This window comes from Paraburkholderia sp. BGA-UO-ETr-F12 (genome assembly GCF_059567945.1).
In genome coordinates this window covers 1-24953 of record NZ_JCAQOZ010000059.1, presented here as the reverse complement: position 1 = coordinate 24953, position 24953 = coordinate 1, and the positions used below count along the sequence as shown (strand labels likewise).

At 61.9% G+C, this 24953-nt stretch carries 20 protein-coding genes and 1 pseudogene; 8 read left to right on the top strand and 13 right to left on the bottom strand.

The genetic code is table 11. From position 1 onward, the window contains the following. Positions 1-7 precede the first annotated feature (7 nt). The 7 genes and pseudogenes from AC57B6_RS28610 to AC57B6_RS28580 form a co-directional block, all read right to left on the bottom strand. On the bottom strand, positions 8-403 hold the full coding sequence (locus tag AC57B6_RS28610; RefSeq protein ID WP_081833054.1) for an ArsR/SmtB family transcription factor: 396 nt from the start codon (positions 401-403) through the stop codon (positions 8-10). After that, positions 387-873: pseudogene (locus tag AC57B6_RS28605) on the bottom strand (SRPBCC family protein). The gene AC57B6_RS28610 and the pseudogene AC57B6_RS28605 overlap by 17 nt, the downstream one beginning before the upstream one ends. A 198-nt stretch (positions 874-1071) precedes the next feature. Continuing rightward, entirely contained in the window at positions 1072-2439 is a 1368-nt protein-coding gene (locus AC57B6_RS28600) for an MFS transporter (protein WP_028196512.1), read from the bottom strand. 204 nt (positions 2440-2643) lie between these two features. Then, positions 2644-6888: a sulfite reductase subunit alpha gene (locus tag AC57B6_RS28595; protein ID WP_496422577.1), complete on the bottom strand. Its 4245-nt coding sequence runs from the start codon at positions 6886-6888 to the stop codon at positions 2644-2646. Between the two features lie 43 nt (positions 6889-6931). Further along, on the bottom strand, positions 6932-7285 hold the full coding sequence (gene nirD, locus AC57B6_RS28590) for a nitrite reductase small subunit NirD (protein WP_028196514.1): 354 nt from the start codon (positions 7283-7285) through the stop codon (positions 6932-6934). Positions 7286-7316: 31 nt separating this feature from the next. After that, complete coding sequence (gene nirB, locus AC57B6_RS28585) at positions 7317-9857, bottom strand: nitrite reductase large subunit NirB (protein ID WP_491565550.1); 2541 nt, start codon at positions 9855-9857, stop codon at positions 7317-7319. A gap of 407 nt (positions 9858-10264) precedes the next feature. After that, positions 10265-11473 (bottom strand): sensor histidine kinase, encoded by a 1209-nt coding sequence (locus tag AC57B6_RS28580; RefSeq protein WP_496422576.1) that lies wholly within the window; start codon positions 11471-11473, stop codon positions 10265-10267. 115 nt (positions 11474-11588) lie between these two features. On the opposite strand from AC57B6_RS28580, the gene AC57B6_RS28575 reads away from it, so the two are divergent. Then, entirely contained in the window at positions 11589-11969 is a 381-nt protein-coding gene (locus AC57B6_RS28575) for a response regulator (protein WP_046569328.1), read from the top strand. Positions 11970-12036: 67 nt separating this feature from the next. On the opposite strand, the gene AC57B6_RS28570 is transcribed toward AC57B6_RS28575, so the two are convergent. Beyond that, the gene (locus AC57B6_RS28570; RefSeq protein WP_178369735.1) at positions 12037-12912 is read right to left on the bottom strand and encodes an MOSC domain-containing protein; all 876 of its coding nucleotides are present in this window, start codon (positions 12910-12912) and stop codon (positions 12037-12039) included. A gap of 88 nt (positions 12913-13000) precedes the next feature. Continuing rightward, complete coding sequence (gene glcC / locus AC57B6_RS28565; RefSeq protein ID WP_028196519.1) at positions 13001-13768, bottom strand: transcriptional regulator GlcC; 768 nt, start codon at positions 13766-13768, stop codon at positions 13001-13003. A gap of 249 nt (positions 13769-14017) precedes the next feature. Here glcC and glcD point away from each other — a divergent pair, with 249 nt between their 5' ends. The 5 genes from glcD to AC57B6_RS28540 all read left to right on the top strand — a co-directional run bounded on the left by glcD (position 14018) and on the right by AC57B6_RS28540 (position 20620). Beyond that, positions 14018-15517 carry a glycolate oxidase subunit GlcD gene (gene glcD, locus AC57B6_RS28560; RefSeq protein WP_496422575.1) on the top strand — a complete coding sequence of 500 codons (1500 nt, stop codon included), beginning with the start codon at positions 14018-14020 and terminating at the stop codon, positions 15515-15517. Continuing rightward, complete coding sequence (gene glcE / locus AC57B6_RS28555) at positions 15517-16584, top strand: glycolate oxidase subunit GlcE (RefSeq protein WP_106353116.1); 1068 nt, start codon at positions 15517-15519, stop codon at positions 16582-16584. The genes glcD and glcE overlap by 1 nt, the downstream gene beginning before the upstream one ends. Before the next feature lie 64 nt (positions 16585-16648). Then, complete coding sequence (gene glcF, locus AC57B6_RS28550) at positions 16649-17917, top strand: glycolate oxidase subunit GlcF (RefSeq protein ID WP_496422574.1); 1269 nt, start codon at positions 16649-16651, stop codon at positions 17915-17917. A gap of 19 nt (positions 17918-17936) precedes the next feature. Beyond that, positions 17937-18341: a heme-binding protein gene (locus AC57B6_RS28545; protein WP_028196523.1), complete on the top strand. Its 405-nt coding sequence runs from the start codon at positions 17937-17939 to the stop codon at positions 18339-18341. A gap of 104 nt (positions 18342-18445) precedes the next feature. After that, positions 18446-20620, top strand: a complete 2175-nt coding sequence (locus tag AC57B6_RS28540; RefSeq protein ID WP_496422573.1) for a malate synthase G — start codon at positions 18446-18448, stop codon at positions 20618-20620. A gap of 200 nt (positions 20621-20820) precedes the next feature. On the opposite strand, the gene galU is transcribed toward AC57B6_RS28540, so the two are convergent. Together galU and AC57B6_RS28530 are read right to left on the bottom strand one after the other, a co-directional pair. After that, positions 20821-21738 (bottom strand): UTP--glucose-1-phosphate uridylyltransferase GalU, encoded by a 918-nt coding sequence (gene galU, locus AC57B6_RS28535; protein ID WP_281665154.1) that lies wholly within the window; start codon positions 21736-21738, stop codon positions 20821-20823. Positions 21739-22046: 308 nt separating this feature from the next. Further along, on the bottom strand, positions 22047-22190 hold the full coding sequence (locus tag AC57B6_RS28530; protein WP_167530938.1) for a hypothetical protein: 144 nt from the start codon (positions 22188-22190) through the stop codon (positions 22047-22049). A gap of 252 nt (positions 22191-22442) precedes the next feature. Here AC57B6_RS28530 and AC57B6_RS28525 point away from each other — a divergent pair, with 252 nt between their 5' ends. Both AC57B6_RS28525 and AC57B6_RS28520 read left to right on the top strand, forming a co-directional pair. Then, positions 22443-23636 (top strand): acyltransferase family protein, encoded by a 1194-nt coding sequence (locus AC57B6_RS28525; protein ID WP_496422572.1) that lies wholly within the window; start codon positions 22443-22445, stop codon positions 23634-23636. Between the two features lie 249 nt (positions 23637-23885). Beyond that, entirely contained in the window at positions 23886-23987 is a 102-nt protein-coding gene (locus tag AC57B6_RS28520; protein ID WP_281665175.1) for a SymE family type I addiction module toxin, read from the top strand. Between the two features lie 71 nt (positions 23988-24058). On the opposite strand, the gene AC57B6_RS28515 is transcribed toward AC57B6_RS28520, so the two are convergent. Together AC57B6_RS28515 and AC57B6_RS28510 are read right to left on the bottom strand one after the other, a co-directional pair. Then, complete coding sequence (locus AC57B6_RS28515; RefSeq protein ID WP_496422571.1) at positions 24059-24370, bottom strand: hypothetical protein; 312 nt, start codon at positions 24368-24370, stop codon at positions 24059-24061. A gap of 6 nt (positions 24371-24376) precedes the next feature. Then, a partial coding sequence (locus AC57B6_RS28510; protein WP_496422570.1) for an RHS repeat-associated core domain-containing protein occupies positions 24377-24953 on the bottom strand: 577 nt, incomplete at its 5' end.

Sequence of the window (24953 nt, the reverse complement as noted above, 5' to 3'; positions counted from 1 at the left end):
GCCGGTGTCAATCTTCCTCCACCGCCGCCTTCAATCTCGACAACGCCTGATCCCATTGCTGCGAGATCGCCTCGAGCGCTCGCCGCGCTTCGTCAAGGTGCGCCGGTTCAAATGCCCATAAGCGTTCACGGCCCATCTTGACATCGCGCACGAGGCCGGCATTGGCGAGCACCTGCAAATGCTGCGTGACCGACTGCCGCGTCATTTCTGTGCCGGCAGTCAACTGCGCAATCGACATCGCACTACCCGCGCACAACACGGCGATCAGACGCAGGCGCGTCTCGTCGCCGAGCGCCGCGAAAATCTGTGCGGAGCTTCGCAGCATGGCAGCCTTCACACGCGCAGGGCCGGCAGCCGGTTTTGCGCCGGACGGCTTGCCGGGTAACTTATCCTTTGGCGACATACTTCTCTATGTTGAGCATCTGTTCTTCCCAGCCGCCGGTATTCATGCGGAACGCTTCCGCGCGGCGCGAGGCGGGAATCTGGTCGAAACCCGATTCGATCACGCGCAGCAACGTGCCCGAATCGACCTCGCTCAGCTTGAATTCGACCAGCGTGGTGGGCTCCGACGAGTAATCGACCGTCACATCCACCGCGGCCGGATGCCAACGAAACGACAGATGGTGTTCCGGCTCGATGCGCTCCACCAGTACCTCCATGACGAGATGCTCATAACCCTGATAAGTGATCTTGCCTTGAATGGATTCACCGGCCACAAATTGCTTACCGTTGAAATTCACGCAAAAACCATTTGCCGAATTCGTCGGCGTTGGACACCGCGCGCCACACGCGCGAGCGCGGCGCCTTCAGCAGAATCTGTTTTTCAATGCGATCTGTAGATGCGCTTTCCGACTTGTCCGATGAGATTTTCATATGCAGCCTCCTGACTGCATATTAGGCACGTCGCTCACAACATGCAAGTATTTGCCTGCGTATTTTTTCGCACGTACCGGACATACCGGGCGTACCGAACGTACTCAACGTCTCGTATCGATCGCCGACCTTCACCACCGCCTTGCCAAATGCACCGCGTTCGAGATGCGCCAGCGCGGCAGGCGTGGTCGAGTCGCATTACTCCGTTGCGTGCGCGTGCATCACACTGCCATGCATCGACCACGCCATCCACGGACGGCGCAGTGCGACGATCGCGAGGAACGCGCAAGCGGCCAGCGCGCCGAAAGTCGCGAAGCCCATCTGATAGCTGCCGGTGCTTTCCTTCGCGATGCCCATTACAACCGGCAGATAAAAGCCGCCAATGCCGCCCGCGGCGCCGACAATGCCCGACATCAGGCCGGTGCGGCCCGCCCAACGATGCGGCACCAACTGGAAGGTCGCGCCATTGCCCAGACCGAAGGCCACATACAGGCACAGCAACAGCGCAATCCCGCCCACAACCGACGGCATCGCGGCGGCAAAGACGAGGTCGCACAGTGAAATGATCGCGAGCAGGAAGGTCAAGGCACGCACGCCGGAAATCTTATCGGCAATCAATCCGCCGAGCGGCCGCACGATCGCGCCGGTCGCGGCCAGCAGCGCCATGAACAGACCTGCGTCGATCTTGGAGAGCTGATACAGATTCGTCAGCAGCAGCGAAACATACGACGACATACCGACAAAACCACCGAACGTGATGCTGTACACCAGCATGATCACCCACGTGTCGCGCTCGCCGAGCACCGTGCGATAGCGCTTGGGCAATACCGCAATCGCCAGCAGCGCGCCGATCACCGGCAACAGCAGCACGCCGGTCTTGCCTGAGCCGAACATGCCTGCTTCGACCAGCAGCACGAGCACGATCAAACCGGCGAGCGTGATCGCGAAGCTGCCGAACGCGCGCAGCACGCTGCCCGACTTGATGCCGGAATCATTGGCCCAGAAGTACAGCGTGATACCGGCGATGGCGAGCAACGGCAGCGCGCCGGCAGTGGCCATTTGCCACCCGTAGTGCGCGGCCAGTTGGGGAAACAGGAAACCGTCGAGCACCGCACCGATGTTGCCCGCAGCGGCGAGTCCCAGCACGAGACCCTGCACTTTCGGCGGATAGTTGCTGCCGGCCATCGGCAGCGCCACCGCGAAGCTCGCGCCACCCACGCCGAGGAAGACGCCGAGCACCAGCAGCAAGGTGTATGACGGCACGAACGGCAACAACGGCAGCACGATGGTCGGCACCGCCGACAGCAACACGCCCATCAGCGCAATGCGTTTGCCATGCGCCGATTGATAGAGGTTACCGAGCGTCACGCGCAGGATTGCCGCCGACAGCACCGGTACGGCGACCAGCAAGCCTTGCTGCGCAGGCGTCATGGCAATGCTCTTGCTGATGAACGGCGCGAGCGGTCCGTACAGCACCCAGACCGTGAAGCCGGTGTCGAAATAGAGAAAACACGCCACCAGTGCGCGCCAGTCTCCGCTCTTTAGTGAGCTCATCACGTTTTTCATTAGGCATCCTCAAATAGACTGACTGTTTTCAAACCTGGCGCATTGCGCTGATCCATTGCGCTCGTGCACTGCGCACCGGAATGATCATGACGTTGAATTCCGGTCTGAACATGCAACCTCCATGCCATCCGGGCTCTGCTTGTGAAGCTGTACTGCGTACTCGGCTGGATCGTGATGCGGCGCGCCACGCCACCGCGTTAAAAGTCAATAAACGTCACGCACGTAGCGCTTTTCCTGCGCCAGATGACTCACATACTCAGCGGCTTTTTCTTCGCTCATGCCGCCGTGCCGGGCGACCACATGCCTGAGCGTCGCGTCCACGTCTCTTGCCATCCGGTTTGCGTCACCGCAGACGTAGAAATGCGCACCGTCTTCGAGCCATGCCCACAATTGCGCACCCTGCTCGCGCATGCGGTCCTGCACATAAATTTTTTCCGTTTGATCGCGCGAGAAAGCGAGGTCGAGCCGGGTTAGAACACCGCTGTCCCGCATCGCCTCAAGTTCGTCGCGATAGTAGAAATCGGTGGCTGCGTGTTGCTCGCCAAAGAACAACCAGTTGCGGCCCTTGTCACCCCGTGCACGCCGTTCGTGCAGAAATCCGCGAAACGGTGCAATGCCGGTGCCTGGACCGACCATGATGATCGGCGTGCCGGGAACATGCGGAAGCCGAAAGTGTGCGGACTTCTGCACGAATACCGGCACGCTGACGTCGCTCGCGCGGTCGGCGAGGAACGTCGACGAGACGCCCTTGCGCTGGCGGCGCCCGTTGCTATAGCGAACGGCGGCAACCGTCAGATGAACTTCGCCGGGATGCGCTTTCGGGCTCGATGCAATCGAATACAAACGCGGTTGCAGGCGCTTGAGCATGCCGGTCAATTCGGCTGCCGTCAGCTTGACGGGAAACTCGTGAAGGACGTCGGCGAGCTGTTGGCCCCACAGCCATTGTTTGAGATCGGCCTTGCGCTCGGTGCCGAGCAGATCGCGCAATGCACTGTTGCTGCTGCGGGCGGCAATGAATGCGAGCGCAGCGGGGCTGGGGCGCGCGATTTCGTAGTGCCTCGCGAGCGCGTCGGCGAGATGCATTTCACCCACGCCTGACACGTTGACCGTCGCGTCCGCGCTCAAACCGCTCAGGCCGATCAACTCGTCGACCAGTTCAGGGCAGTTGCTCGGCCATACGCCCAGCGCGTCACCCACTTCGTATTCGAGGCCCGCGTCGCCCGTGTTCAACGAGAAGTAACGCGTGTCCTTCGCGGCGCCGTGTCTGTTCAACCGCAGGTTGCCGATGAGACGCGATGCGGCCGGCCGCGTCCTGGTCGGCACGGCGCCTGGCACCACCGCGTTGATCATGCCGCCAGGCGGCACCGCATGCAGCGCCGCATCTTCTTCCTTGATGCGCACGATGATGCTTTCCAGCCATGCGTCAGCCTGTTCCTGATACTCGCTGTCGCAGTCGACCCGGTCCATCAAACGCAGCGCGCCTTGAGCGGCGAGGCGTTCGTCCAGACGGCGCCCATGGCCGCAAAACTGATCGTAGTTGCGATCGCCCAATGCGAGTACCGCGTAGCGTAATCCGTCGAGACGAGGCGCGGCGTCACTGGTCAGTTGCGACCACAGACCTTGTGCGTTGTCGGGTGGATCGCCGTCGCCGAAGGTGCTCGACATCAGCAACACATACTGCGCTTTCGCCAGCGCGGAGACCGGATAGTCCGCCATGCACGCGGTGCGGATTTCGAAACCCGACTCCATCAACCGCGTGGCATAACGCTCGGTCAGCGATTCCGTGTTGCCGGTTTGCGAGGCCCACAACAGAGTCACCTTGGGTCGCACACGCAAGATACGCACACCGGATGCCTGCGTGGCGTCGTCATGCGGTGCGGCAAGCGTACCGGCACGCACCGCCGCATGAGTTCCACTGCGGCTATACAGTCCGGCCAGCAAACCGTCCACATACAGGCGGTTTGCGGGATCAAACGGGGCGCCGGGCGGAAGAACCGGTACGCTGTCGATGCCTTGTCCTTCAACCGAACGCAGAGCGCTAACGAAACCGGCCAGATACGCCCGCTCGGGCTCCGTGAACGACGGCGCCGGCGTCGGTGGAAGCTGCAACAGGCTAGTCAGTGCATCGATGCGGGGCATGTCCGGTTCCTTCATGTTCGCCGTGTCCGCTGATAGTGCGTTCGAACTTGCCACGTCGACTCCGGCGGCAGGCGGCTCAGTGAGCGACTCGGTGAGCGGCTCGGTGCGCGCAATGAGCGCCCCGTCATCACCACTCGAAACCGGTTCGATGGCATCGGCCGCAACCGGGCTCAACGCTACCGCGCAGAACTTGAGTTCGGGTTGCTGCGAGATCGGATCGACGGCATCACTGGTGACGGCATTGATGCAGAAATCGTCGCCGAAGACGTCGTTCCAGTGCATCGGCGCAAAACAGTTGCCTGCCTGCACCCGCTCCGTGACGACTGCCGGCAACACGGCACGGCCACGCCGCGAGCGGATCTCGACCGGATCTTTGGCCTTGATGCCGAGCGTGGCCGCATCTTCAGGATGAATCTCGACGAATGGGCCCGGGTTCAGCTTGTTGAGCATCGCAACCTTGCCGGTCTTGGTCATGGTGTGCCATTGATGCTGCAGGCGACCCGTATTCAACACGATCGGAAATTCGCCATCGGGCAATTCCGCCGGGGCTGCATAAGCACGGGCAAAAAACACGGCCTTGCCGCTTGCGGTCGGAAACACCAGCCGTGGACGGCTGCCGTCGGGCCTTTCCTTCAGTGTGTGGCTAACGCCGTCGTTGAGATAGCGGATGGGATTGCGCTCGGCGGCGTCGCTGGAAGCAAGCGGCCATTGCAGCGGCGTATCCTTTAACCGCCGATGGCTCGCGCCGCGCAGGTCGTAGCCGGTTTTCGGATTCGACACGCGGGTGATTTCCGCGAAAACTTCATCCGCGCTGGCATAGCTGAACGCATCGGCAAAACCCATTTCACATGCCACGCGCGCGATGATCTGCCAGTCCGGCAACGCGGCGCCTGGTGGCTCGATGCCTTTTTGCATCAGCGTCAGATTGCGCTCGGAGTTGATCATCACGCCTTCGGCTTCGGCCCACAGCGCGCCTGGCAAGAGCACATCGGCGTAGCGGTTGGTCTCGGTGTCGAGGAACGCATCCTGTGCAATCACGAGCTCCGCCGCGCGCAATCCGGCAATAGCGTTCTGACGGTTCGCGACACTTGCCACCGGATTCGTGCAGATAATCCAGCACGCCTTGATCTCGCCCGCGGCCATGCGGGTGAACATGTCGATCGTGCCGTTACCGGCCTGCGTTTTCAGTGTGCCCTTCGGAATGCCCCACAGTTCTTCGATAAAGACGCGGTCTTCTTCGACCAGCACCGATCGCTGTCCCGGCAGACCCGGTCCCATATAGCCCATTTCACGGCCGCCCATCGCGTTGGGCTGGCCGGTCAGCGAGAACGGGCCACTGCCGCGGCGGCAGATATTGCCGGTCGCCAGATGCAGATTGCAGATCGCGTTCGTGTGCCACGTGCCGTGCGTGCTCTGATTCAGGCCCATGGTCCAGCAGCTCATCCACTCCGGCGCCGCGCCGATCATCCGCGCGGCCTGGCGGATGTCCTCGGCGGCAAGGCCGGTTATCTCGGCTACCTTCTCCGCTGTGTAGTCCGCGAGAAAGGCCGGCATCGACTCCCAGCCTTGCGTGACGTCGGCGATAAAAGCGGCATCCGTGTGGCCGTTTTCGTGCAGCAGATGCAGCAGGCCATTGAGCAATGCCAGATCGGTACCCGGCTTGATTTGCAGAAAAAGATCGGCCTTGTCCGCGGTCGTATTGCGGCGCGGATCGACCACAATCAGTTTTGCGCCCGCCTTCACGCGATCCATCATCCGCAGGAACAGAATCGGGTGACAGTCGGCCATGTTCGCGCCGATCACGAAGAACAGGTCGGCGTGATCGATGTCGTCGTACGATCCCGGCGGCCCGTCCGCACCAAGCGAGAGTTTGTAGCCGCTGCCCGCGCTCGCCATGCAAAGACGCGAGTTCGATTCGATGTTGTCGGTGCCGACAAAACCCTTGGCGAGCTTGTTGACGAGATACTGTGCTTCGATCGACATTTGCCCGGACACATAGAACGACAGCGCGTCCGGTCCGTGTGCATCGAGCAGCCCACGCAGACGCGCTGCCGTGTCGCTGATCGCCTGTGCCATCGGCAGCGGTGTCGGGTCCTGGCCACGGGCATGACGCACGAACGCCCCTTCCAGTCGCCCGGACTTGCGCAACGCGACGTGCGCCGACTGCCCTTTCGTGCAGAGCCGTCCGAAGTTGGCCGGATGCTCCCTGTCGCCGGAGATTTTCACGACCTGGCCGTCCTCGACATGCAGCACCATTCCGCAGCCGACGCCGCAGTAGGGGCACACCGTTTTGACGTTACGGGAGGACATGGCAGGCGGCATCGTTCGAGAAGGTCGATAAGGATTCAATGACTCAGATCGCGACCCACACCTGCCCGTTTTCCACCCGCGCGGCGAACGCGTTGACGGAATACGCCGGTGTTTCGAGGCACTCGCCGGTGCGCAGATCGAAGTGATGCTTGTAGATTGGCGAAGCGACCACGACGCGCTCGCCGAGACTGCCGATCAACCCGCGCGACAGCACGGCGGCTTGCGAGCCCGGATCGTAGTTTTCGATCGCGTACACGACGGTCTCCGCTTCGCCGTTGTCCACGTGAAATACCGCCACCTGTTCGCCATTGACGAGCGCGCATACACCCGTGTTGGGAACAATGTCGTCGAGCGGGCAAATCGGTGTCCAGGCAAGCGGAAGACGGTCAAGGTTCATGGCGGGGGTCCTCGATGAGTGACACAAAAAATCAAACGGTTTCGGCAACCACAGGAATCGCAGCGAGCTTCGAGCGCCGCTCGTCGAGCGTCGCGGGCCGGATCTGGCCGCGTTCCTCGACGAACGCGACGTTACTGTCCGGCTCGCCGCTGTTGACGAAATGACGGAAGCGCTTGCGCGTTTCAGGATCGGTGACGGCTTTTTTCCATTCGCATTCGTAGGTGTCGACCACGTGCTGCATGTCCGCTTCGAGCTCCGCCGCCACGCCCAGGTGATCGTTGACGATCACGTCCTTCAGATAGTCGAGCCCGCCTTCGAGGTTGTCGCGCCATACGCTGGTGCGTTGCAGACGGTCGGCCGTGCGCACATAGAACATCAGGAAACGGTCGATGTAGCGCACCAGCGTTTCCTTATCGAGGTCCGAGGCGAGCAATTCGGCATGCCGCGGTTTCATGCCGCCGTTGCCGCAGACGTAGAGATTCCAGCCCTTCTCGGTGGCGATGATGCCGACGTCCTTGCCCTGCGCTTCCGCGCATTCGCGCGTGCAGCCGGACACGCCGAATTTGATCTTGTGCGGTGTCCGCAGGCCCTTGTAGCGATTCTCGAGTTCGACCGCGAGGCCCACCGAATCACCGACGCCGTAGCGGCACCACGTCGAACCCACACACGACTTCACCGTGCGCAGCGACTTGCCGTATGCATGGCCCGATTCGAAACCGGCTGCGATCAGTTCTTCCCAGATCAACGGCAGTTGCTCTACGCGCGCGCCGAACAGATCGACCCGCTGGCCACCGGTGATCTTCGTGTACAGGCCGTATTTCTTCGCGACCTGGGCGACCGCGATCAAACCGTCGGGCGTCACTTCGCCACCGGCCATGCGCGGCACGACCGAATATGTGCCGTCGCGCTGGATGTTGGCAAGGTAGTAATCGTTGGTGTCCTGCAAGGAGGCATGCTCCTTCTTCAGCACGAATTCGTTCCAGCACGAGGCGAGAATGCTCGCTACGGCCGGCTTGCAGATATCGCAGCCGAGACCGTGGCCGTGCTTCGCCAGCAATTCGCCGAAGCTACGCAGGCCTTCCACGCGCACGATGTGATACAGCTCCTGGCGCGAATACGGGAAGTGCTCGCACAGATGGTTGTTGACCGCGAGGCCCTGCTTCTTCATCTCGGCTTTCATCACCTGCGTGACGAGCGGCACACAGCCGCCGCATGAAGTGCCGGCCTGGGTCGCGCACTTCAACGCGCCGATATCGGTCGCGCCTGCGCAAACGGCCGCGCACAGGTCGCCCTTCGAGACGTTGTTGCACGAGCAGATCTGTGCGCTGGCGGGCAAGGCCTCGACCCCGAGCGCCGGTTTCGCCTGACCGTCTGACGACGGCAGGATCAGGAATTCGGGCGAAGCCGGCAACTCGATCCGGTTCAGCATCATCTGCAGAAGCGTGCCGTATTCGCTCGCCTCGCCCACCATCACGCCGCCGAGCAGGTACTTGCCGCATTCGGACACCACCAGCTTCTTGTAGACCTGCTTGCGTTCGTCGCTGAACTGATAGGCGCGGCTGCCGGGCGTTTTGCCGTGTGCGTCGCCGATGCTGGCCACGTCCACCCCCATCAGCTTCAATTTGGTGCTCATGTCGGCGCCGGCGAATTCCGCCGGGTCGCCGAGCAGTTGCTTCGCCACCGTGCGCGCCATGTCATAACCCGGCGCTACGAGGCCGAACAGTTGGCCGTTCCACAGCGCACACTCGCCGATCGCGTAGATGTGCGGGTCGCTGGTGCGGCACGCGTTGTCGATCACGATGCCGCCGCGCTCGCCGAGTGCGAGACCGCTCGCGCGGGCGAGATCGTCACGCGGACGAATGCCCGCGGAGAACACGATCATGTCGGTGTCGAGGAAGCTGCCGTCGGCGAACTGCATCCGATGCGTACCGTTCTCGCCGTCGACAATCGCGGTGGTGTTCTTCTGCGTGTGCACCGTCACACCGAGTTCTTCGATCTTGCCGCGCAGCACGCGACCGCCGCCATCGTCCACTTGCACCGCCATCAGGCGCGGCGCGAATTCGACCACGTGCGTTTGCAGGCCCATGTCGCGCAATGCTTTCGCGCATTCGAGACCGAGCAGGCCACCGCCGACCACCGTGCCGGTCTTCGAGCGCGCACCGCATTCCTGCATGGCTTCGAGATCGTCGATGGTGCGGTAGACGAAGCAGTCGGCCCGTTCGCGGCCTTGCACGGGCGGCACGAACGGATAGGAGCCGGTGGCGAACACCAGCTTGTCATACGCCAGGGTTTCGCCGGTCGATACCGTCACGACGCGCGCATCCCGATCGATCGCCACCGCTTTCGCATTCAGTTTCAGCAAGACGTTCTGACGTTCGAAGAAACCCGGTTCGACGAGCGACAGATCGTCCGCCGTCTTGCCCGCGAAGAATTCGGACAGATGCACGCGGTCGTATGCGGGGCGGGATTCTTCGCACAGCACCGTGATGTCGAGGCCATGCGCCGCGTCTTGTGCCAGGCATTCGACCAGTTTGTGGCCGACCATCCCGTGACCGATAACGATGATTTTCATGACCGCGGTTCCTTGGTGTGCTGAGCTTGCTGTGCTTCGATCGCTGACGCGTAGCCTCTGGCGAAAGCGACTCCGGAAATAAAAACGGCGTCCCGCGAACCCAGTCGATGACTGAATTCGGGGGACGCCGTTGTCCTGACCTGTGCTGCAGCGGGTGCTCTGTTGTTGCACTCGCGCCGGATCCACGTTGATCCGATGGCGACGTTTAACGCAAAGCCTATGCCAGGCGTGCGAAATATGGGCTGCAGCGCCGTGGCGCGGGCCTTGGCGGCAAATTAGAAAAGGCTGCGGTGAACCGCGTGTGCGTCACGCTTTGATGCAGGGAAGCACAGGGATGGTGCGACGCAGCACTGTGCTCGTGCGAACCGCGAGCATGCGGCCGGTGCCATCGCCCGGGCCGCGTGTCATCACGCTGCGATCGGCATCCTCGCCACAAAGACCGTGCCCTCCGCGGCGGACGATCTGACTTCGAGCTTGCCGCCATGGGCCAGCACGATCTGCTTGCAGATATACAGGCCGAGCCCCAAGCCGCCGCCCGGCTTGCTGGTGGGCGGCCGCCAGTAAGGCTCGAAGACCTTGTGCAGGACATCCGGCGCGATTGCGTCGCCGCCGTTCAACACGCTCAGCACGAACTCGCCGGCCTCCACCCGGGCCGTCACCTCCACCGGAAACTCCGCGGCGCCGTGCGTCAGCGCGTTGCCGAGCAGATTCGAAAGCAGTTGCTGCACGCGCATGCGGTCACAACGAACCCGCGCGGCGATCGCGATATCGTCGGCCACCATCCGTTCCGGATTGGCCTCGCGCGCTTCGTCAACCACCGCGCGCAACGCGCCCGCCAGATCGTCGACGTCTCCGATCGACACGTCGACACCGGAACCCAGACGCCCGCGCGCGAAATCCATCACATCGTCGATCAGGCGCGCCATGCGCAAGGTTGTGGTCTTCAGGCGCTGGCCGATTTTCACGAGATCGGGTTCGTTCTTGCGCAGCGTCAGCAACTCGGCGGTGGCACTGACCGCCGAGAGCGGATTGCGCAAGTCGTGGCCAAGCACCGCGATAAACTGCTCGCGCAAGCTCGAATTCTCCCGTTCGTGGAATAACGCCGCCTCCGTCTCCTGCTGGCGCCCTTGCGTGACGAGCTGGGCCGCGATCAGATCGGCGAATACCTCGAACATGCCTAGCGTGCGCGCATTCGAAAGATCGTGCGGATTCGGATCGATCGCGCAGAGATTACCGAAGTAGCTGCCATCAGGCAAAACGATCGGTACGGAGATATAACTTCCCAACTTGTAGATCTGCGCTGTGTGATGCTCCCTGTAGACCGGGTCTTCAGTGAAATTATCGATCACGATCGACGCAAGTGCGGCGCGCGACTCGAAACACAGCGTGGTGTGCAGATCGAGCTGGCCGCCGGCGACCAGGCCGAAGCTCACTTCGTCCTGCACCGCACAGGCGGTCCAGCTGTGTTCCGTGACCCGGGCGACCGCTGCAAAGCCCATTCCGGTGTTTTTGCAGATCATGCGCAGGATCGACGGCACCGCATCGATGCGGCTGACCGCCTCGATGTCCCGCGCGATTCGCGCTTCCTTTTCATCCCCAAACGGCAATTTATTCATAAGAAGCGGTGGCGGATAGCGTGCTGAAATGACCGGAATCAACAGATTCTTCAAGCCCCGATTCTAGCGGGACTTCAAATTGCTCAATACCAGGTACGCAACCTGGAGAAACCGGATGTCTACTGACGATGCCGCACGCCTGCTGATCGCCGACGACGATCCGAACCTGCTGGCCGCCTACGTACTCTTTTTCAGCGCGCATGGATTCGACATTCGAACCGCGCGCAACGGCCTCGACGCACTCGCGCACTATTGTGAGTGGCACCCCGGGGCCGCACTGCTCGACGTCGAAATGCCGCGTCTCGACGGACGTGCGGTCGCGCGGCGCATCCGGCGCGTGGCCGACACGCCGCCGCCCATGCTGGTCGCCGTAACGGGGCTCGCGCGCGCCGAGGACCGGACCGAGTCGTTGCGTTCCGGCTTCAACCATCATTTCGTCAAGCCGGTGCCAATGCCGGTAATCCTCGCGGCGCTGACCGGGCGTGCCCGCCATTAGAGGCTTGAGCGGCATGAGTGGGAATTGCGGGCAAGCGCAGAAATTGCGTGCCCCGGTTGGACTCCGTTTAATCGCCAAAGGCCAATTCAGCTTCCACTTCCTGGCCGACCCGCAGCCACGCCCCGGCTCCCCGCGCGACGACGGCATTGTTGCCGAACGTCAGTGCACCGTTTCGCTGCGGATTCGCCCGATAGGTGCTCAGCGTGTCGGTGGGTTCGTTCGGCCAGTCGGGGTCGGGCGCGCCCTTGGCTTGATCGACAGTCGGCATCGGACAGCGTGAGCACAGCTTGACCAGTTGCAACTGCACGTCCTGCCCCTGCGTGCCGTCGACATTCAGACTCTCGATATAGTCTTCCTCGTACGCCTCGAGCCCCGTCAGGACGACGTTGGGGCGAAACCGGTCAATCGGAATCGACGGAGCGCCCTTGCTGTTCAGACGCACATTCAGATCGTCTAGCGAGGCCTGACCGATGACCAGCAGCGGAAAGCCGTCGGCAAAATACGTGGTGGCGCCGCCAACGCTGCTCGTGTACTCCGGATCGACAATCCGTTCGCGCTCGGGATTGAAGCGCAGAAGCCGCGCCGGCACGCCGAGGAACGCTGAAAACCATGCAGCGCTTGCTTCGCCGGTGTCGAGTCCGTAGACCGCGTCGCGCCAGACCACGGTTTGCACTTTTGGCGCGGCGCCGAGCGCGGCGGCGTCGAGCGGCGTGCGCAACACGCTCATGCCCGGCGCGCGGATCAGGAGTTCGTGCTGGCCGATCTCGACCGTGATCAGCGCGAGGCGCGGATACACGCGCTGCGTGAGCATCGTGCCGTCAGGGTCGGTGACCATCCAGTACCGATCGTATTCGAGGCCCGTGGCGAGCAGACGCGCTTCATTGAGCGCAATGCCGGCGCAGGATTTGATTGGGTAGACGAAAAGCTCGCTGATAGTAGGCATGCTGTTCAGGCGTGGGGCGACACGCGTTTTTTTGTGTTGATGCGCGATTGTAGAGCTTGTAAAGCGTCGGCACACGCCACAGCGCGGATCACTCCCAGCCCTCCAGCCGCAATGTTGCACGCACGAGCCGCTGCTCTTCCTGTTCGATTTCCCGTAGGTTCGCGCAGACGCTGGCGATATGATCGGCCGCCGCCTTGCGCGCCTGTTCGGGCAACTTGCCGGTCACGGCGTTGTAGAGCCGCGCATGCTGACGATCGATCACGCGCTTTTGCGCCTCGCGGTGATAGAGATTGTTCACCGACGCAAACACCGAACTCAATAACAGGTCGGTCAGCGAACTCAAGGTATGCACCAGCACCGGGTTGTGCGAGGCCTCGCAAATCGCGAGGTGAAACGCATGATCGAGCCGCGCGTGGGTGGACGCGCTGGTCTCCTTGCCATGCGCCGCGAGCATCTCCTCATAGCGGCGCGTGATCAGCACGAAGTCCGCGGGCGTGCCGCGCAATGCCGCGAGGCGCGCGGATTCCGCCTCGAGCAACGCACGTACCTCGAACAGATCGTACAAGGTGCGCGGCTGCGAACCGAGCAGATGCATCAGCGGCGTGAGCGCGGGTTGCGCGGTGAGGCTGGCGACGAATGAACCTTTGCCGTGCGAAGTTTCGATGATGCCGCGTGCCCGCAAAAGCTTCAGCCCTTCGCGCAACGCGGTGCGCGACACGCCGAGCTTGTCCGTCAGACGCCGCTCGGAGGGTAGCGCCTGCCCTGTTTTCAGCACGCCGTCGACGATCAATCGTTCGATCCTCTCGGCCACCACGTCCGCGACCTGCCGCGAGCTGTCCTGATCCGCTGTCTGCATTTCAATTCCAACTGGTATGACCACCCTGAAATGCTAACACGCGGAAATGCTGCTTGTTCGCTATGTCAGCTACTCATAAACGGATTTGCCACGCCTGCCATGAAACTATCCATTCAAAAACTGGTACGACCACCTGTCCAGACCGTCGACAGCCGGTCCCGCAGCCGCAACAATTCAGCCTGAAACATGTTCGCGCACCGTGTCCACGGGCATGACCGCCAGGTTGGCGCGGCACCAGGAGACCCCCACATGAGCTACCACTACGACGAGCGCATCGACGGCGCGCTCGCGACGCACGACAAATCCGCGGTTGTCGCGCAGTTGCAGGCGCGGATCCCCGACTTGCAGATTCTCTACGAGCAGGAAGATTTGCGTCCGTTCGAATGCGACGGCCTCGCCGCCTATCGCGCGACGCCCATGCTGGTCGCGCTGCCCGACAAGGTCGAACAGGTCGCGGCGCTGCTGAAATTCGCCAGCGCGCAGAAGATTCCCGTGGTCGCGCGCGGCGCCGGGACCGGTTTGTCGGGCGGCGCGTTGCCGTTGGACAAAGGCATTTTGCTGGTGATGGCGCGCTTTAACCGGATTCTCGAAGTCGACCCCGAGGCCGGCATCGCCCGTGTGCAACCCGGCGTGCGCAACCTCGCGATCTCCCAAGCGGCCGCGCCCTATGGCCTGTATTACGCACCGGACCCGTCGTCGCAGATCGCCTGCTCGATCGGCGGCAACGTCGCGGAAAACGCCGGCGGCGTGCATTGCCTGAAGTACGGGTTGACCGTCAATAACATCCTGAAGCTCGAGATTCTCACGATTGACGGCGAACGCATCACACTCGGCTCGGAGGCGCTGGACGCACCCGGTTTCGATTTCCTCGCGCTTTTCACGGGTTCGGAGGGCATGCTCGGCATCGTCACCGAAGTCACCGTGAAGCTGCTCACCAAACCGCAAAGCGCGAAGGTGCTGCTCGCCAGTTTCGACGACGTCGAGAAAGCGGGCGCCGCGGTCGCACAGATCATCGGCGCGGGCGTGATCCCCGGCGGCCTCGAAATGATGGACAACCTCGCGATCCGGGCCGCGGAAGACTTCATCCACGCCGGCTACCCGGTCGATGCCGAAGCGATCCTGCTGTGCGAAGTCGACGGCGTGGAAAGCGACGTGCAGGAAGACGTGGAACGGGTCGAAGCGCTGCTGCGCGCGGCGGGCGCCACCGATATCCGGCTTGCCGGAGACGAAGCCGAACGCCAGCGTTTCTGGGCCGGCCGCAAGAATGCGTTCCCGGCCGTGGGCCGCATCTCGCCGGACTACTACTGCATGGACGGCACGATTCCGCGCCGCGAATTGCCGCGCGTGCTCAAAAGCATCGAGGAGCTGTCGAACGAATATGGCTTGCGTGTGGCCAACGTCTTCCATGCCGGCGACGGCAACATGCACCCGCTGATCCTGTTCGACGCGAACGCGCCCGGCGAGACCGAACGCGCCGAAGCCCTCGGCGCGAAGATCCTCGAACTGTGCGTGGCGGTGGGCGGCAGCATCACCGGCGAACACGGCGTGGGCCGCGAAAAGATCAATCAGATGTGCGCGCAGTTCAATAGTGACGAACTGAGTTTTTTCCATGCGCTGAAAGCCGCTTTCGATCCGGACGGCCTCCTGAACCCCGGCAAGAACGTGCCGACCTTACATCGCTGCGCCGAGTTCGGCTCGATGCACGTCCACCACGGCGCACTGCCCTTTCCTGAACTGGAGCGTTTCTGATGCTGATCGAACCGGTATCGATGGACGATAGCGAACGGCTCGTCGCCGAAATCTCGCAAGCACGAGCAGACGGTACACCGCTGAAGATTCGCGGCGGCAACAGCAAGGCCTTTCTCGGCCGCCCGGTGCACGGCACGCCGATCGACACGCGCTCGCATCGCGGCGTGCTCAGCTACGATCCGACTGAGCTCGTCATCACCGCGCGCGCGGGCACGCCGGTCGCCGAACTGAACGCGGTGCTCGACGCGGCCGGTCAGATGCTGCCCTGCGAGCCCCCGGCGTTCGACGGCATGGCCACGGTCGGCGGGATGGTTGCTGCCGGCCTCGCCGGTCCACGCCGGCCGTGGTCCGGTTCGGTGCGCGACTTCGTGCTGGGTTGCCGGGTCATCACCGGCGAGGCAAAGCATCTGCGTTTCGGCGGCGAGGTGATGAAAAACGTCGCTGGTTACGATGTTTCACGTCTGCTGGCCGGCAGCTTCGGATGCCTCGGTCTGATCACCGAGGTGTCGCTCAAGGTACTGCCCAAACCACGCGCGCTCGGCAGTCTCGCGCTCGATCTCTCCGCAGACGAAGCGTTGCGTGAATTGTCGGCGTGGCGCCGCGCCGCGTTGCCGATCAGCGGGGCCGCTCACGTCGACGGACGCCTGCATGTGCGGCTCGAAGGCGGCACGGGATCGGTGGCCTCGGCGCTGGACCGCATTGGCGGCAGCGAACTCGATTCACGCTTCTGGGACGACTTGCGCGAGCATCGTCTGGCGTTTTTCGACGACCCGCGCCCGTTGTGGCGCCTCTCACTGCCGAATGCGGCGCCCCTCGTCCGCTTGCCCGGCGACACGCTGCTCGACTGGGCCGGCGCGCAACGCTGGCTCAAAAGCGATGCGCCGGCCGTCACGATCCGCCAGATCGCGCATGCCGCAGGCGGTCACGCGACCTGCTTCACGCCGCGCGTGGACGCAGAGCCGTTTACGCCGCTGCCGCAAGCGCTACTGCGCTTTCATCAGCAGTTGAAGCAGCAACTCGACCCGCGCGGCCTCTTCAACCCCGGCCGTCTGTATGCCGGGCTGTGAGGCCCGGCCCATGAGCCTCGGCTCGTGAGCCTCGACCAGTGAAGCCCTGAAAGCGAACGACACCATGCAAACCAATCTCAGCGAAGCCGCCAAAACCCTGTCTCGCGCCGACGAAGCCGAACAGATCCTGCGCTCGTGCGTGCATTGCGGCTTCTGCAACGCGACCTGCCCCACCTACCAGTTGCTCGGCAATGAGCTCGATGGCCCGCGCGGCCGCATCTATCTGATCAAACAGATGCTGGAAGGCGAGCCGGTCACGCAGAAAACCCAGTTGCACCTCGACCGCTGCCTGACGTGCCGCAACTGCGAAACCACTTGCCCATCGGGTGTGACCTACCATGCGCTACTGGACATCGGCCGCGCCGAACTGGAGCGGCGAATTGTTCGGCCCGCCTCGGAACGCCTGCTGCGCGAGGGTTTGCGCCGGGTAATCCCGCATCCGGCGGTGTTCGGCGCGCTGCTTAAGACCGGCCAGGCCATGCGGCCGTTTCTTCCGGCCGCGCTTGGACGTAAAATCCCCAAGCGAGGCGCTCGGCCAGATGCTGGGACGGAACCGAGGCCGGCGTCGCGGCATCCGCGCAAAATGCTGATGCTGGAAGGCTGCGTGCAACCCGCGCTGTCACCGAACACCAACGCGGCCGCCGCGCGCGTGCTGGACCGGCTGGGCATCAGTATCGTGAATGCCCGCCGGGCCGGCTGTTGCGGGGCGACCGATTATCATCTGAATGCGCAGGAAGCAGGCCTTGCGCGGGCACGGCACAATATCGACGCGTGGTGGCCCGCTATCGAGGCCGGCGCCGAAGCGATCGTGCAAACCGCGAGCGGCTGCGGCGCGTTCGTCAAGGAGTATGGGCATCTGCTGCGCCACGACCCTCGCTATGCGTCAAAAGCGCAGCGGGTCAGCGAGCTGACGCGAGACCTCGTGGAGGTATTGGCTAACGAGCCGCTCGATCAGCTACAGGCGAATCAATTGCCGGCCGGGTCGGCAACCGGGTTGTCAGATCAGGCGCGGCAAAAAATCGCGTTTCACTGCCCCTGCACGCTGCAGCATGCACAAAAGCTGGGCGGCGCGGTCGAGTCGGTCCTGCAACGGCTCGGTTTCGATCTCGCCGCCGTGCCCGATGCCCATCTGTGCTGCGGATCGGCGGGCACGTATTCCATCACCCAGCCAGAGCTTGCAGAACGGTTACGCAACAACAAGCTCGATGCACTGGAAAGCGGCAAACCGGAGATGATCGTCACGGCCAACATCGGTTGCCAGACCCATCTGAACGGCGCCGGGCGCACTCCGGTGCGCCACTGGATAGAACTTGTAGAAGCATCCCTACCATAAACGAAACAGGAAATTCATTATGCTGAGCAAACCCGTGTTGACTGTTGCCGAAACGACCCGAATCCTCGAAGCCGCCCGCGCGGAGGCCGAGAAGAACCAGTGGGCCGTCGCTATCGTGGTGGTGGACGATGGCGGCCATCAACTCGGCATGCTGCGTCTGGACGGCAGCGCGCCGGCCAGCTCGTACATCGCGACGGAAAAGGCTCGCACGTCGGCGATCGGCCGCCGTGAAACCAAGGTGTATGAAGACATGATCAACAATGGCCGCACGGCATTCCTGAGTGCGCCGTTGCAAGGTACGCTGGAAGGCGGCGTGCCGGTGATCGTCGACGGCCAGGTGGTCGGCGCGGTCGGCGTATCGGGCGTCAAGTCGGATCAGGACGCGCAAATCGCCAAGGCGGGTATTCAAGCGATCGCCGCTTAAGTTCGAGATCCGTCCGGATTCGTTCAAAGCGGCATCAATAAAAGCAGGAAGCACAACACGGACCGGTGCCCCCACATCGGTCCCATTCAAGGATGGAGCAGTCGATGACTCAGATGAACCCGCGCGGTGGACTGCAAGTCGCCGCCAACCTCGACCAGTTCGTCGAAACCGAAGCCCTGCCCGGCACCGGACTCGACAGCGCCGCATTCTGGTCAGGTTTCGACGCCCTCGTGCACGAGCTGGCGCCCAGGAACCGTGCGCTGCTCGCCGAGCGCGACCGCCTGCAAACCGAACTCGACACCTGGCACCGTGCCAATCCGGGTCCGGTACGCGATCTGCGCGCGTACCGCGCCTTCCTCGAAGGCATTGGCTACATCGTGCCGTCGCCGGCGAGCGTCAAAGCCACGACCGACCACGTGGACACCGAAATCGCCGAACAGGCCGGCCCGCAACTCGTGGTGCCGCTGTCGAACCAGCGCTATGCGCTCAACGCCGCCAACGCACGCTGGGGCAGCCTGTACGACGCGCTGTACGGCACCGATGCGATCCCCGAGAGCAATGGCGCGGAAAAGCAGAAGGCTTTCAATCCGGTGCGCGGCGCCGCGGTGATCGCTTATGCGCGCAAGTTTCTCGATCAGGCCGCCCCGCTCGCGAACGGCTCGCACGCCGACGCCACGTCGTATAGCGTCGAAGACGGCAAGCTGGTCGTCACGCTGAAGAGCGGCAAGACCGAATTGAAAACGCCCGCGCAATTCATCGGCTATCAAGGCGATGCAAGCGCGCCGTCCGCCGTGTTGCTGAAGCATAACGGCCTGCACTTCGAAATCCAGATCGACGCGAACGATTCGATCGGCAAGACCGATTCGGCGCACGTGAAAGACGTGCTGCTCGAAGCCGCGGTGAGCACCATCATCGACTGCGAAGACTCGGTTGCAGCCGTGGATGCGGACGACAAGGTCCAGCTCTATCGCAACTGGCTCGGCCTGATGACCGGCGATCTCACCGAAGAAGTCACTAAGGGCGGCAAGACCTTCACGCGCCGTCTGAACGCCGATCGCGTGTACACCGCCGCGAACGGCACCGCGCCGGTCGTGCTGCATGGCCGCTCGCTGCTGTTTATCCGCAACGTCGGTCATTTGATGACGAATCCGGCCGTGCTGACCAAAGACGGCCAGGAGATTCCGGAAGGCATTCTCGACGCCGTCATCACCACGCTGTGCGCGTTGCACGACCGCAAGCACCAGTTGAATTCGCGCACCGGCTCGATCTATATCGTGAAGCCGAAAATGCACGGCCCGGCCGAAGTCGCCTTCGCGAGCGAACTGTTCGCGCGCGTCGAAGACCTGCTGAAGCTGCCGCGCAACACGATCAAGATGGGCATCATGGACGAGGAGCGCCGCACCAGCGTCAACCTGCTCGCCTGTATCGGCGAAGCGTCCGAGCGTGTCGCGTTCATCAATACGGGTTTCCTCGACCGCACCGGCGATGAAATGCACACGGCGATGGAAGCCGGCCCGATGATGCGCAAGGGCGACATGAAATCGAGCGCATGGATTGCCGCGTACGAGCGCAGCAACGTGCTGGTCGGTTTGAGCGCGGGCCTGCGCGGCCGCTCGCAGATCGGCAAGGGCATGTGGGCAATGCCCGATCTGATGCACGCGATGCTCGAACAGAAGATCGCGCATCCGAAGGCCGGCGCGAACACCGCATGGGTGCCCTCGCCGACCGCCGCGACGCTGCACGCGCTGCATTACCATCAAGTCGACGTGCAAGCGGTTCAGCAGGAACTCGAACGCACGGACTACGAGAGCGTGCGCGACGAACTGCTCGACGGCCTGCTGACGATTCCGGTCGTCGCCGAGGCAAAGTGGAACGCCGACGAGATCCGCAGCGAACTCGATAACAACGTGCAGGGCATTCTCGGCTACGTGGTGCGCTGGATCGACCAGGGCGTGGGCTGTTCGAAGGTGCCGGATATTCACAACGTCGGTTTGATGGAAGATCGTGCCACGCTGCGCATCTCCAGCCAGCACATCGCAAACTGGCTGTATCACGGCGTGGTGACCCGCGAACTGGTCGAAGAAACTTTCAGACGCATGGCGAAGGTGGTCGACGAGCAGAACGCGGGCGATCCTCACTACAAACCGATGGCGCCTGGCTTCGACACGCTGGCGTTCAAGGCCGCGCAGGCGCTGGTGTTCGAAGGACGTCAACAGCCGAGTGGTTATACCGAGCCGTTGCTGCACAAGTTCCGCCTGGAAGTGAAGAAGGCGCAGTAAAGCGTTTTGGGGCGTGGCCGGGATCCGCAGTTCGATTTTTGCACCTGACGGATCCCGGGCGCGAAACAAACCAGAAAGAAAGACGGGCGCCGCGTGATGCGGCGCCCGTTTTAATTTGCGCGATCATGCTGCGCGGTGCTGCTGCGTGAAACAGTTGCGGCGCTTGAGCCAGGCCTCTTGCACCTTAGGCCTCTTGCATCTTAAGCCGCTTCAGCCGTGTACAGTGCAGGCACGCTGGTCTGCATATTCGCCTGCATGTAAGTTTGCAGATACGCTTCGAAATCCGCCTTCACTTCCGGATGACGCAGCGCGAATTCCACGGTCGCCTTCAGATAGCCGAGCTTGCTGCCGCAATCGAAGCGCGTGCCGAAGTAGCGATAGGCGAGCACCTGCTCTTCGGTCAGCAACGATTGCACCGCGTCGGTCAATTGCAGCTCGCCGCCGGCACCCGGCTTGAGCGCACGGATATGCTTGAAGATGGTCGGCATCAGCACGTAGCGGCCCACCACGCCGAGATTCGACGGCGCCTTGTCCGGCGCCGGTTTTTCGACGATGCCCGACAGCTTGATCACGTTGTCTTCCCATTCCTTGCCATCCACGACACCGTACGAGCGGCTGTCTTCGCGCGCGATGGTTTCGACACCGATCACCGAGCTGTGATAGTGATTGAATGTGTCGACGAGCTGGCTCATGACCGGCTTCGTGCTGTGCAGCAGGTCATCCGCCAGAATCACAGCGAACGGGCTCTCGCCCACCAGTTTTTCGGCGCACAGCACCGCGTGCCCCAAACCGAGCGCCTCGGCTTGACGCACATAAAAGCAGTCCACATTAGCCGGCTTGATGCTGCGCACGAGGTCGAGCAGCTTCTGTTTGTTGCGCGCTTCAAGTTCCGCTTCGATCTCGTAGGATTTATCGAAGTGGTCTTCGATGGCGCGTTTGCTGCGGCCCGTCACGAAGATCATTTCGGTGATGCCGGCGGCAATCGCCTCTTCAACCGCGTACTGGATCAGCGGCTTGTCGACGATCGGCAGCATTTCCTTCGGACTTGCTTTGGTTGCCGGCAGGAATCGTGTCCCGAGGCCCGCTACGGGAAACACGGCTTTGGTCACTTTCAGCATGGTAGGTATTCCCACATCGGTTAGAAATTAGTGTGCTCGCGGGCCTGGCGGCCACTCGATGTCGCTGAAATGGCTCACAAAAAAATTCAATCCATTTCATGTGTTAATTTTTCCGCCTCGAATAAATAAATCGATTACTTTTTTCGAAATTACGGATCACGCGGCGATTCAGGAAATATTTACATATTCAAATTGAATTATTTTCGAAAATTCCGAAAATCTTACGTACCCGCGCTCCAGCATGCCGGCCGATCCGGCCCCAGAACAGCGTCGAGCGCGGTGAATGGCGGTGACCGTTCTGGTGCTGCTCACTCGTTCTCGTCGACTTGCGGCAGCTTGCCCGGATTGATGCGAAAACGGCGAATCGGTTCGTTGCGTAGCGCCTCCCGGTACGCGGACGCGGCGACGAGGATCAGCAGCACGGCAATGCCGGCGAGTAAATGCAGGTTCATGACTTCACCCCAGGTCAGAGAATCCGTGATTTAAATTAGCACGAAAAAATCGGCAAATAATTCGCCGTAGCAAATGCTTATGGGTAATTACAATTCGTCACAAAATCGCCATTTGATTTCCATCTGATGTCATTTGATACGCAATTTTTTATCGATTTTTTGCCTCCGCGGTGCACTAGCATGTGATGCATCGCGGGCGCGTACGGTGCGTCCGGGAATAAGCTTTTTCCTTCTTCAGAATAAGGACCGCGTATGAGCGACCCTGCACTGGATGCCGCCGGCTCATCCCTGCCCCTATCCCCATCACAGCCGGTCGCCACGCTGCGCGCCCGCAGCGACGCGCGCGCCGACAGCGCCGGCAAGGAACATGCGATCGACGCAATGCGGGGCTTTGCCGCGCTTCTGGTCGCGTATTTCCATTGCCGCCAGGTCGAATGGGTCGGTATGCAGGCGTTTCACCAGAGCGTCGGCCATTCATTCAATCTGAGTACGATTGCAGCTTATCTGACGTTTCCGATTGCGTGGGGCTCGGCCGGTGTGCCGATTTTCTTCGTGATCAGCGGTTACTGCATTCATCGCGGCGGCGCACTGCGCCTCGCAAAAAATCCCGCCTACCGGCTCGACGCGGCCAATTTCTGGGTGCGCCGTTTCGCGCGGATTTATCCGGTGCTGCTTGCTGCCTTGGTACTGACGCTCGCACTCGACTGGGTCAGCTTGCAGTTGCCGCCGGTCAGTCACAAGATTCGCGAGATCGGTCTGCAGGCGTTTCTGGTCAACCTGTTTTCATTGCAAGGCGTGGCCGGCAAGACCTATGGATCGAACGGCGCGCTCTGGACACTGTCGCTCGAAGTACAGTTCTATGCGATCTACCCGATGCTATTCGCGCTGCGCCGGCGTTTGGGCATGACCTCGGTGCTGGCGATTGTCGCGGTGATTAACGGGGTGTCCGCTTATGTGCTCGAGCGTCACGATATCCAGTTCTTCACGTCGTACTGGTTCTCCTGGATGCTTGGCGCGTGGATTGCCGATGCGAAAGCCCGCACGGCGCCCGATGTACGTTCGTCCGGCTGGCTTTATGTGCTGGCTGTTGCGTTCATTGCGCTTGGCTGTGTGGCGTTTCACTTCGGCCAATACGGCGCGTTCCAGTTCTGGGCGCTCGGTTTCGCGTTCTACCTGTATAAGGCGCTGGAACGCCCACAGAGCGCCAGCGCCGATTCGGCCGGCATGCGTCTCCTGTCGCGCTTCGGCGATTTCAGCTTCTCGCTGTATCTGATTCATCTGCCGATCTTCGTGCTGCTGTCGTCGATCCTGTTCCGCTCGTCGCTGCAAATGTCGATCTGGCCGTCGTTTGGATACATGCTGGTCGCCGCGCCGGTGGCTTACCTGTTCTACCGGCTGGTTGAATTGCCGGCGATGAGGTGGTCGGCAAGCTTCAAGCCGCGATGAAAAGGATGTGTTGTGCTTTTTACTTGGGGGTGGTCGTCAATGTTTGGCGGGAAGATCAACGGCTTGCAAGATGCACCGTCATCGATAAGCCCTCCCGGCGTCACTTTTGCGAGGCCGAAGGGATCTCTGGGCTGAACCGGATTCCCGCCCGTCATCGAACGGTCTATCACCGTCCAGGAATCCTGGCGCTACCAGAAACCGGCACGCCTGCCCTTCCATATGCGCAATGAGCCGGCCAGCTTTCCGTAGATTAAGCTCTCCGGACGATGGATCGAGACCGCCGGCTTTGAGCCTGGACAGCGCGTGCGTATCACCGTCGAGTACCGGCGGCTCGTCACTACGCCGCTTTAAAACGAGAAGGGCCGCAAACGCGGCCCATCTGTAGTCCCAACGTGCGGACTGATGGTTAGACACTCAACCCATCAGTTGCCCTCAATCCAGATTCTGCAGTCCGTGTAATGATCTTCTATCGTCCCAAGCGCTGCATCACGATCACTATCCTTGGACATATCGAAACTGGTGTTGAATTTCGTAATCGCATATTGATGTGTATTGATACCCTCCAAATCTACCCCTCCGTTCACCCATAGCTCTGCGTCCAAGATTTTGGATTTGATGTCAAGGAATCCCTCCACTCCGCCCCTGGTCCGTGCAAAAAAAATATTCATGGCTTCCTCGGTAACAATTCGCGCCCGCATTGAACTTACATTGCCGTCAGCATGGTGATGAGACATCCTGCGTCAAAACGGCGCCTCACCACTACCTCGCTTTCCGTCTCGCCAAACGTGGATATGCGGGCACATCCCATCATGACTATGGCTCACATCGATATCTAGACCCGGCTTCCCATCTGGGCCATAAAATCTACTATCCCCCGTTATCGGATTTACATACCAAGTACCCGGAAGTCCATTGTATGGTCGTCCTCGTTCCGTGCCGCGCGGATCGTTAAACTGAACCGGGTTCCCATTGACATAAGCATACGCATTCGTCTGCCCACTCGCGTAGCCGATCGGGTCCTCACTGATGAACCTGCCCGTTGCGGGGTGGTAATACCGGTTCCGATAGTAATACAGCCCCGTCCCGTCATTCTCCCGCCCGGTGTACTGCTGCGGGTTCGCATCCGCTGCGCCACTCAGCGTCGTCTGTCCGTAAGGCTCATAGCGGTACTGCGTGACGATGTTCTGCCCCGCATCGGTCAGCGCGATCACGTTGTTGTTCGCGTCGCGCAGCACGTAGCGGTCGGTTGCCGGATCATCACCATTGCGCCGCATCAGCAATTCGTCCGGCGCACCCCCGACGAACAGCGGGAACTGC

Excerpts from the sequence above, each read along its gene's own strand:
- AC57B6_RS28610 (WP_081833054.1), bottom strand. The coding sequence starts at position 403 with ATGTCGCCAAAGGATAAGTTACCCGGCAAGCCGTCCGGCGCAAAACCG.
- AC57B6_RS28600 (WP_028196512.1), bottom strand. The coding sequence starts at position 2,439 with ATGAAAAACGTGATGAGCTCACTAAAGAGCGGAGACTGGCGCGCACTG.
- AC57B6_RS28595 (WP_496422577.1), bottom strand. The coding sequence starts at position 6,888 with ATGTCCTCCCGTAACGTCAAAACGGTGTGCCCCTACTGCGGCGTCGGC.
- nirD (WP_028196514.1), bottom strand. The coding sequence starts at position 7,285 with ATGAACCTTGACCGTCTTCCGCTTGCCTGGACACCGATTTGCCCGCTC.
- nirB (WP_491565550.1), bottom strand. The coding sequence starts at position 9,857 with ATGAAAATCATCGTTATCGGTCACGGGATGGTCGGCCACAAACTGGTC.
- AC57B6_RS28580 (WP_496422576.1), bottom strand. The coding sequence starts at position 11,473 with ATGAATAAATTGCCGTTTGGGGATGAAAAGGAAGCGCGAATCGCGCGG.
- AC57B6_RS28575 (WP_046569328.1), top strand. The coding sequence starts at position 11,589 with ATGTCTACTGACGATGCCGCACGCCTGCTGATCGCCGACGACGATCCG.
- AC57B6_RS28570 (WP_178369735.1), bottom strand. The coding sequence starts at position 12,912 with ATGCCTACTATCAGCGAGCTTTTCGTCTACCCAATCAAATCCTGCGCC.
- glcC (WP_028196519.1), bottom strand. The coding sequence starts at position 13,768 with ATGCAGACAGCGGATCAGGACAGCTCGCGGCAGGTCGCGGACGTGGTG.
- glcD (WP_496422575.1), top strand. The coding sequence starts at position 14,018 with ATGAGCTACCACTACGACGAGCGCATCGACGGCGCGCTCGCGACGCAC.
- glcE (WP_106353116.1), top strand. The coding sequence starts at position 15,517 with ATGCTGATCGAACCGGTATCGATGGACGATAGCGAACGGCTCGTCGCC.
- glcF (WP_496422574.1), top strand. The coding sequence starts at position 16,649 with ATGCAAACCAATCTCAGCGAAGCCGCCAAAACCCTGTCTCGCGCCGAC.
- AC57B6_RS28545 (WP_028196523.1), top strand. The coding sequence starts at position 17,937 with ATGCTGAGCAAACCCGTGTTGACTGTTGCCGAAACGACCCGAATCCTC.
- AC57B6_RS28540 (WP_496422573.1), top strand. The coding sequence starts at position 18,446 with ATGACTCAGATGAACCCGCGCGGTGGACTGCAAGTCGCCGCCAACCTC.
- galU (WP_281665154.1), bottom strand. The coding sequence starts at position 21,738 with ATGCTGAAAGTGACCAAAGCCGTGTTTCCCGTAGCGGGCCTCGGGACA.
- AC57B6_RS28530 (WP_167530938.1), bottom strand. The coding sequence starts at position 22,190 with ATGAACCTGCATTTACTCGCCGGCATTGCCGTGCTGCTGATCCTCGTC.
- AC57B6_RS28525 (WP_496422572.1), top strand. The coding sequence starts at position 22,443 with ATGAGCGACCCTGCACTGGATGCCGCCGGCTCATCCCTGCCCCTATCC.
- AC57B6_RS28515 (WP_496422571.1), bottom strand. The coding sequence starts at position 24,370 with ATGTCTCATCACCATGCTGACGGCAATGTAAGTTCAATGCGGGCGCGA.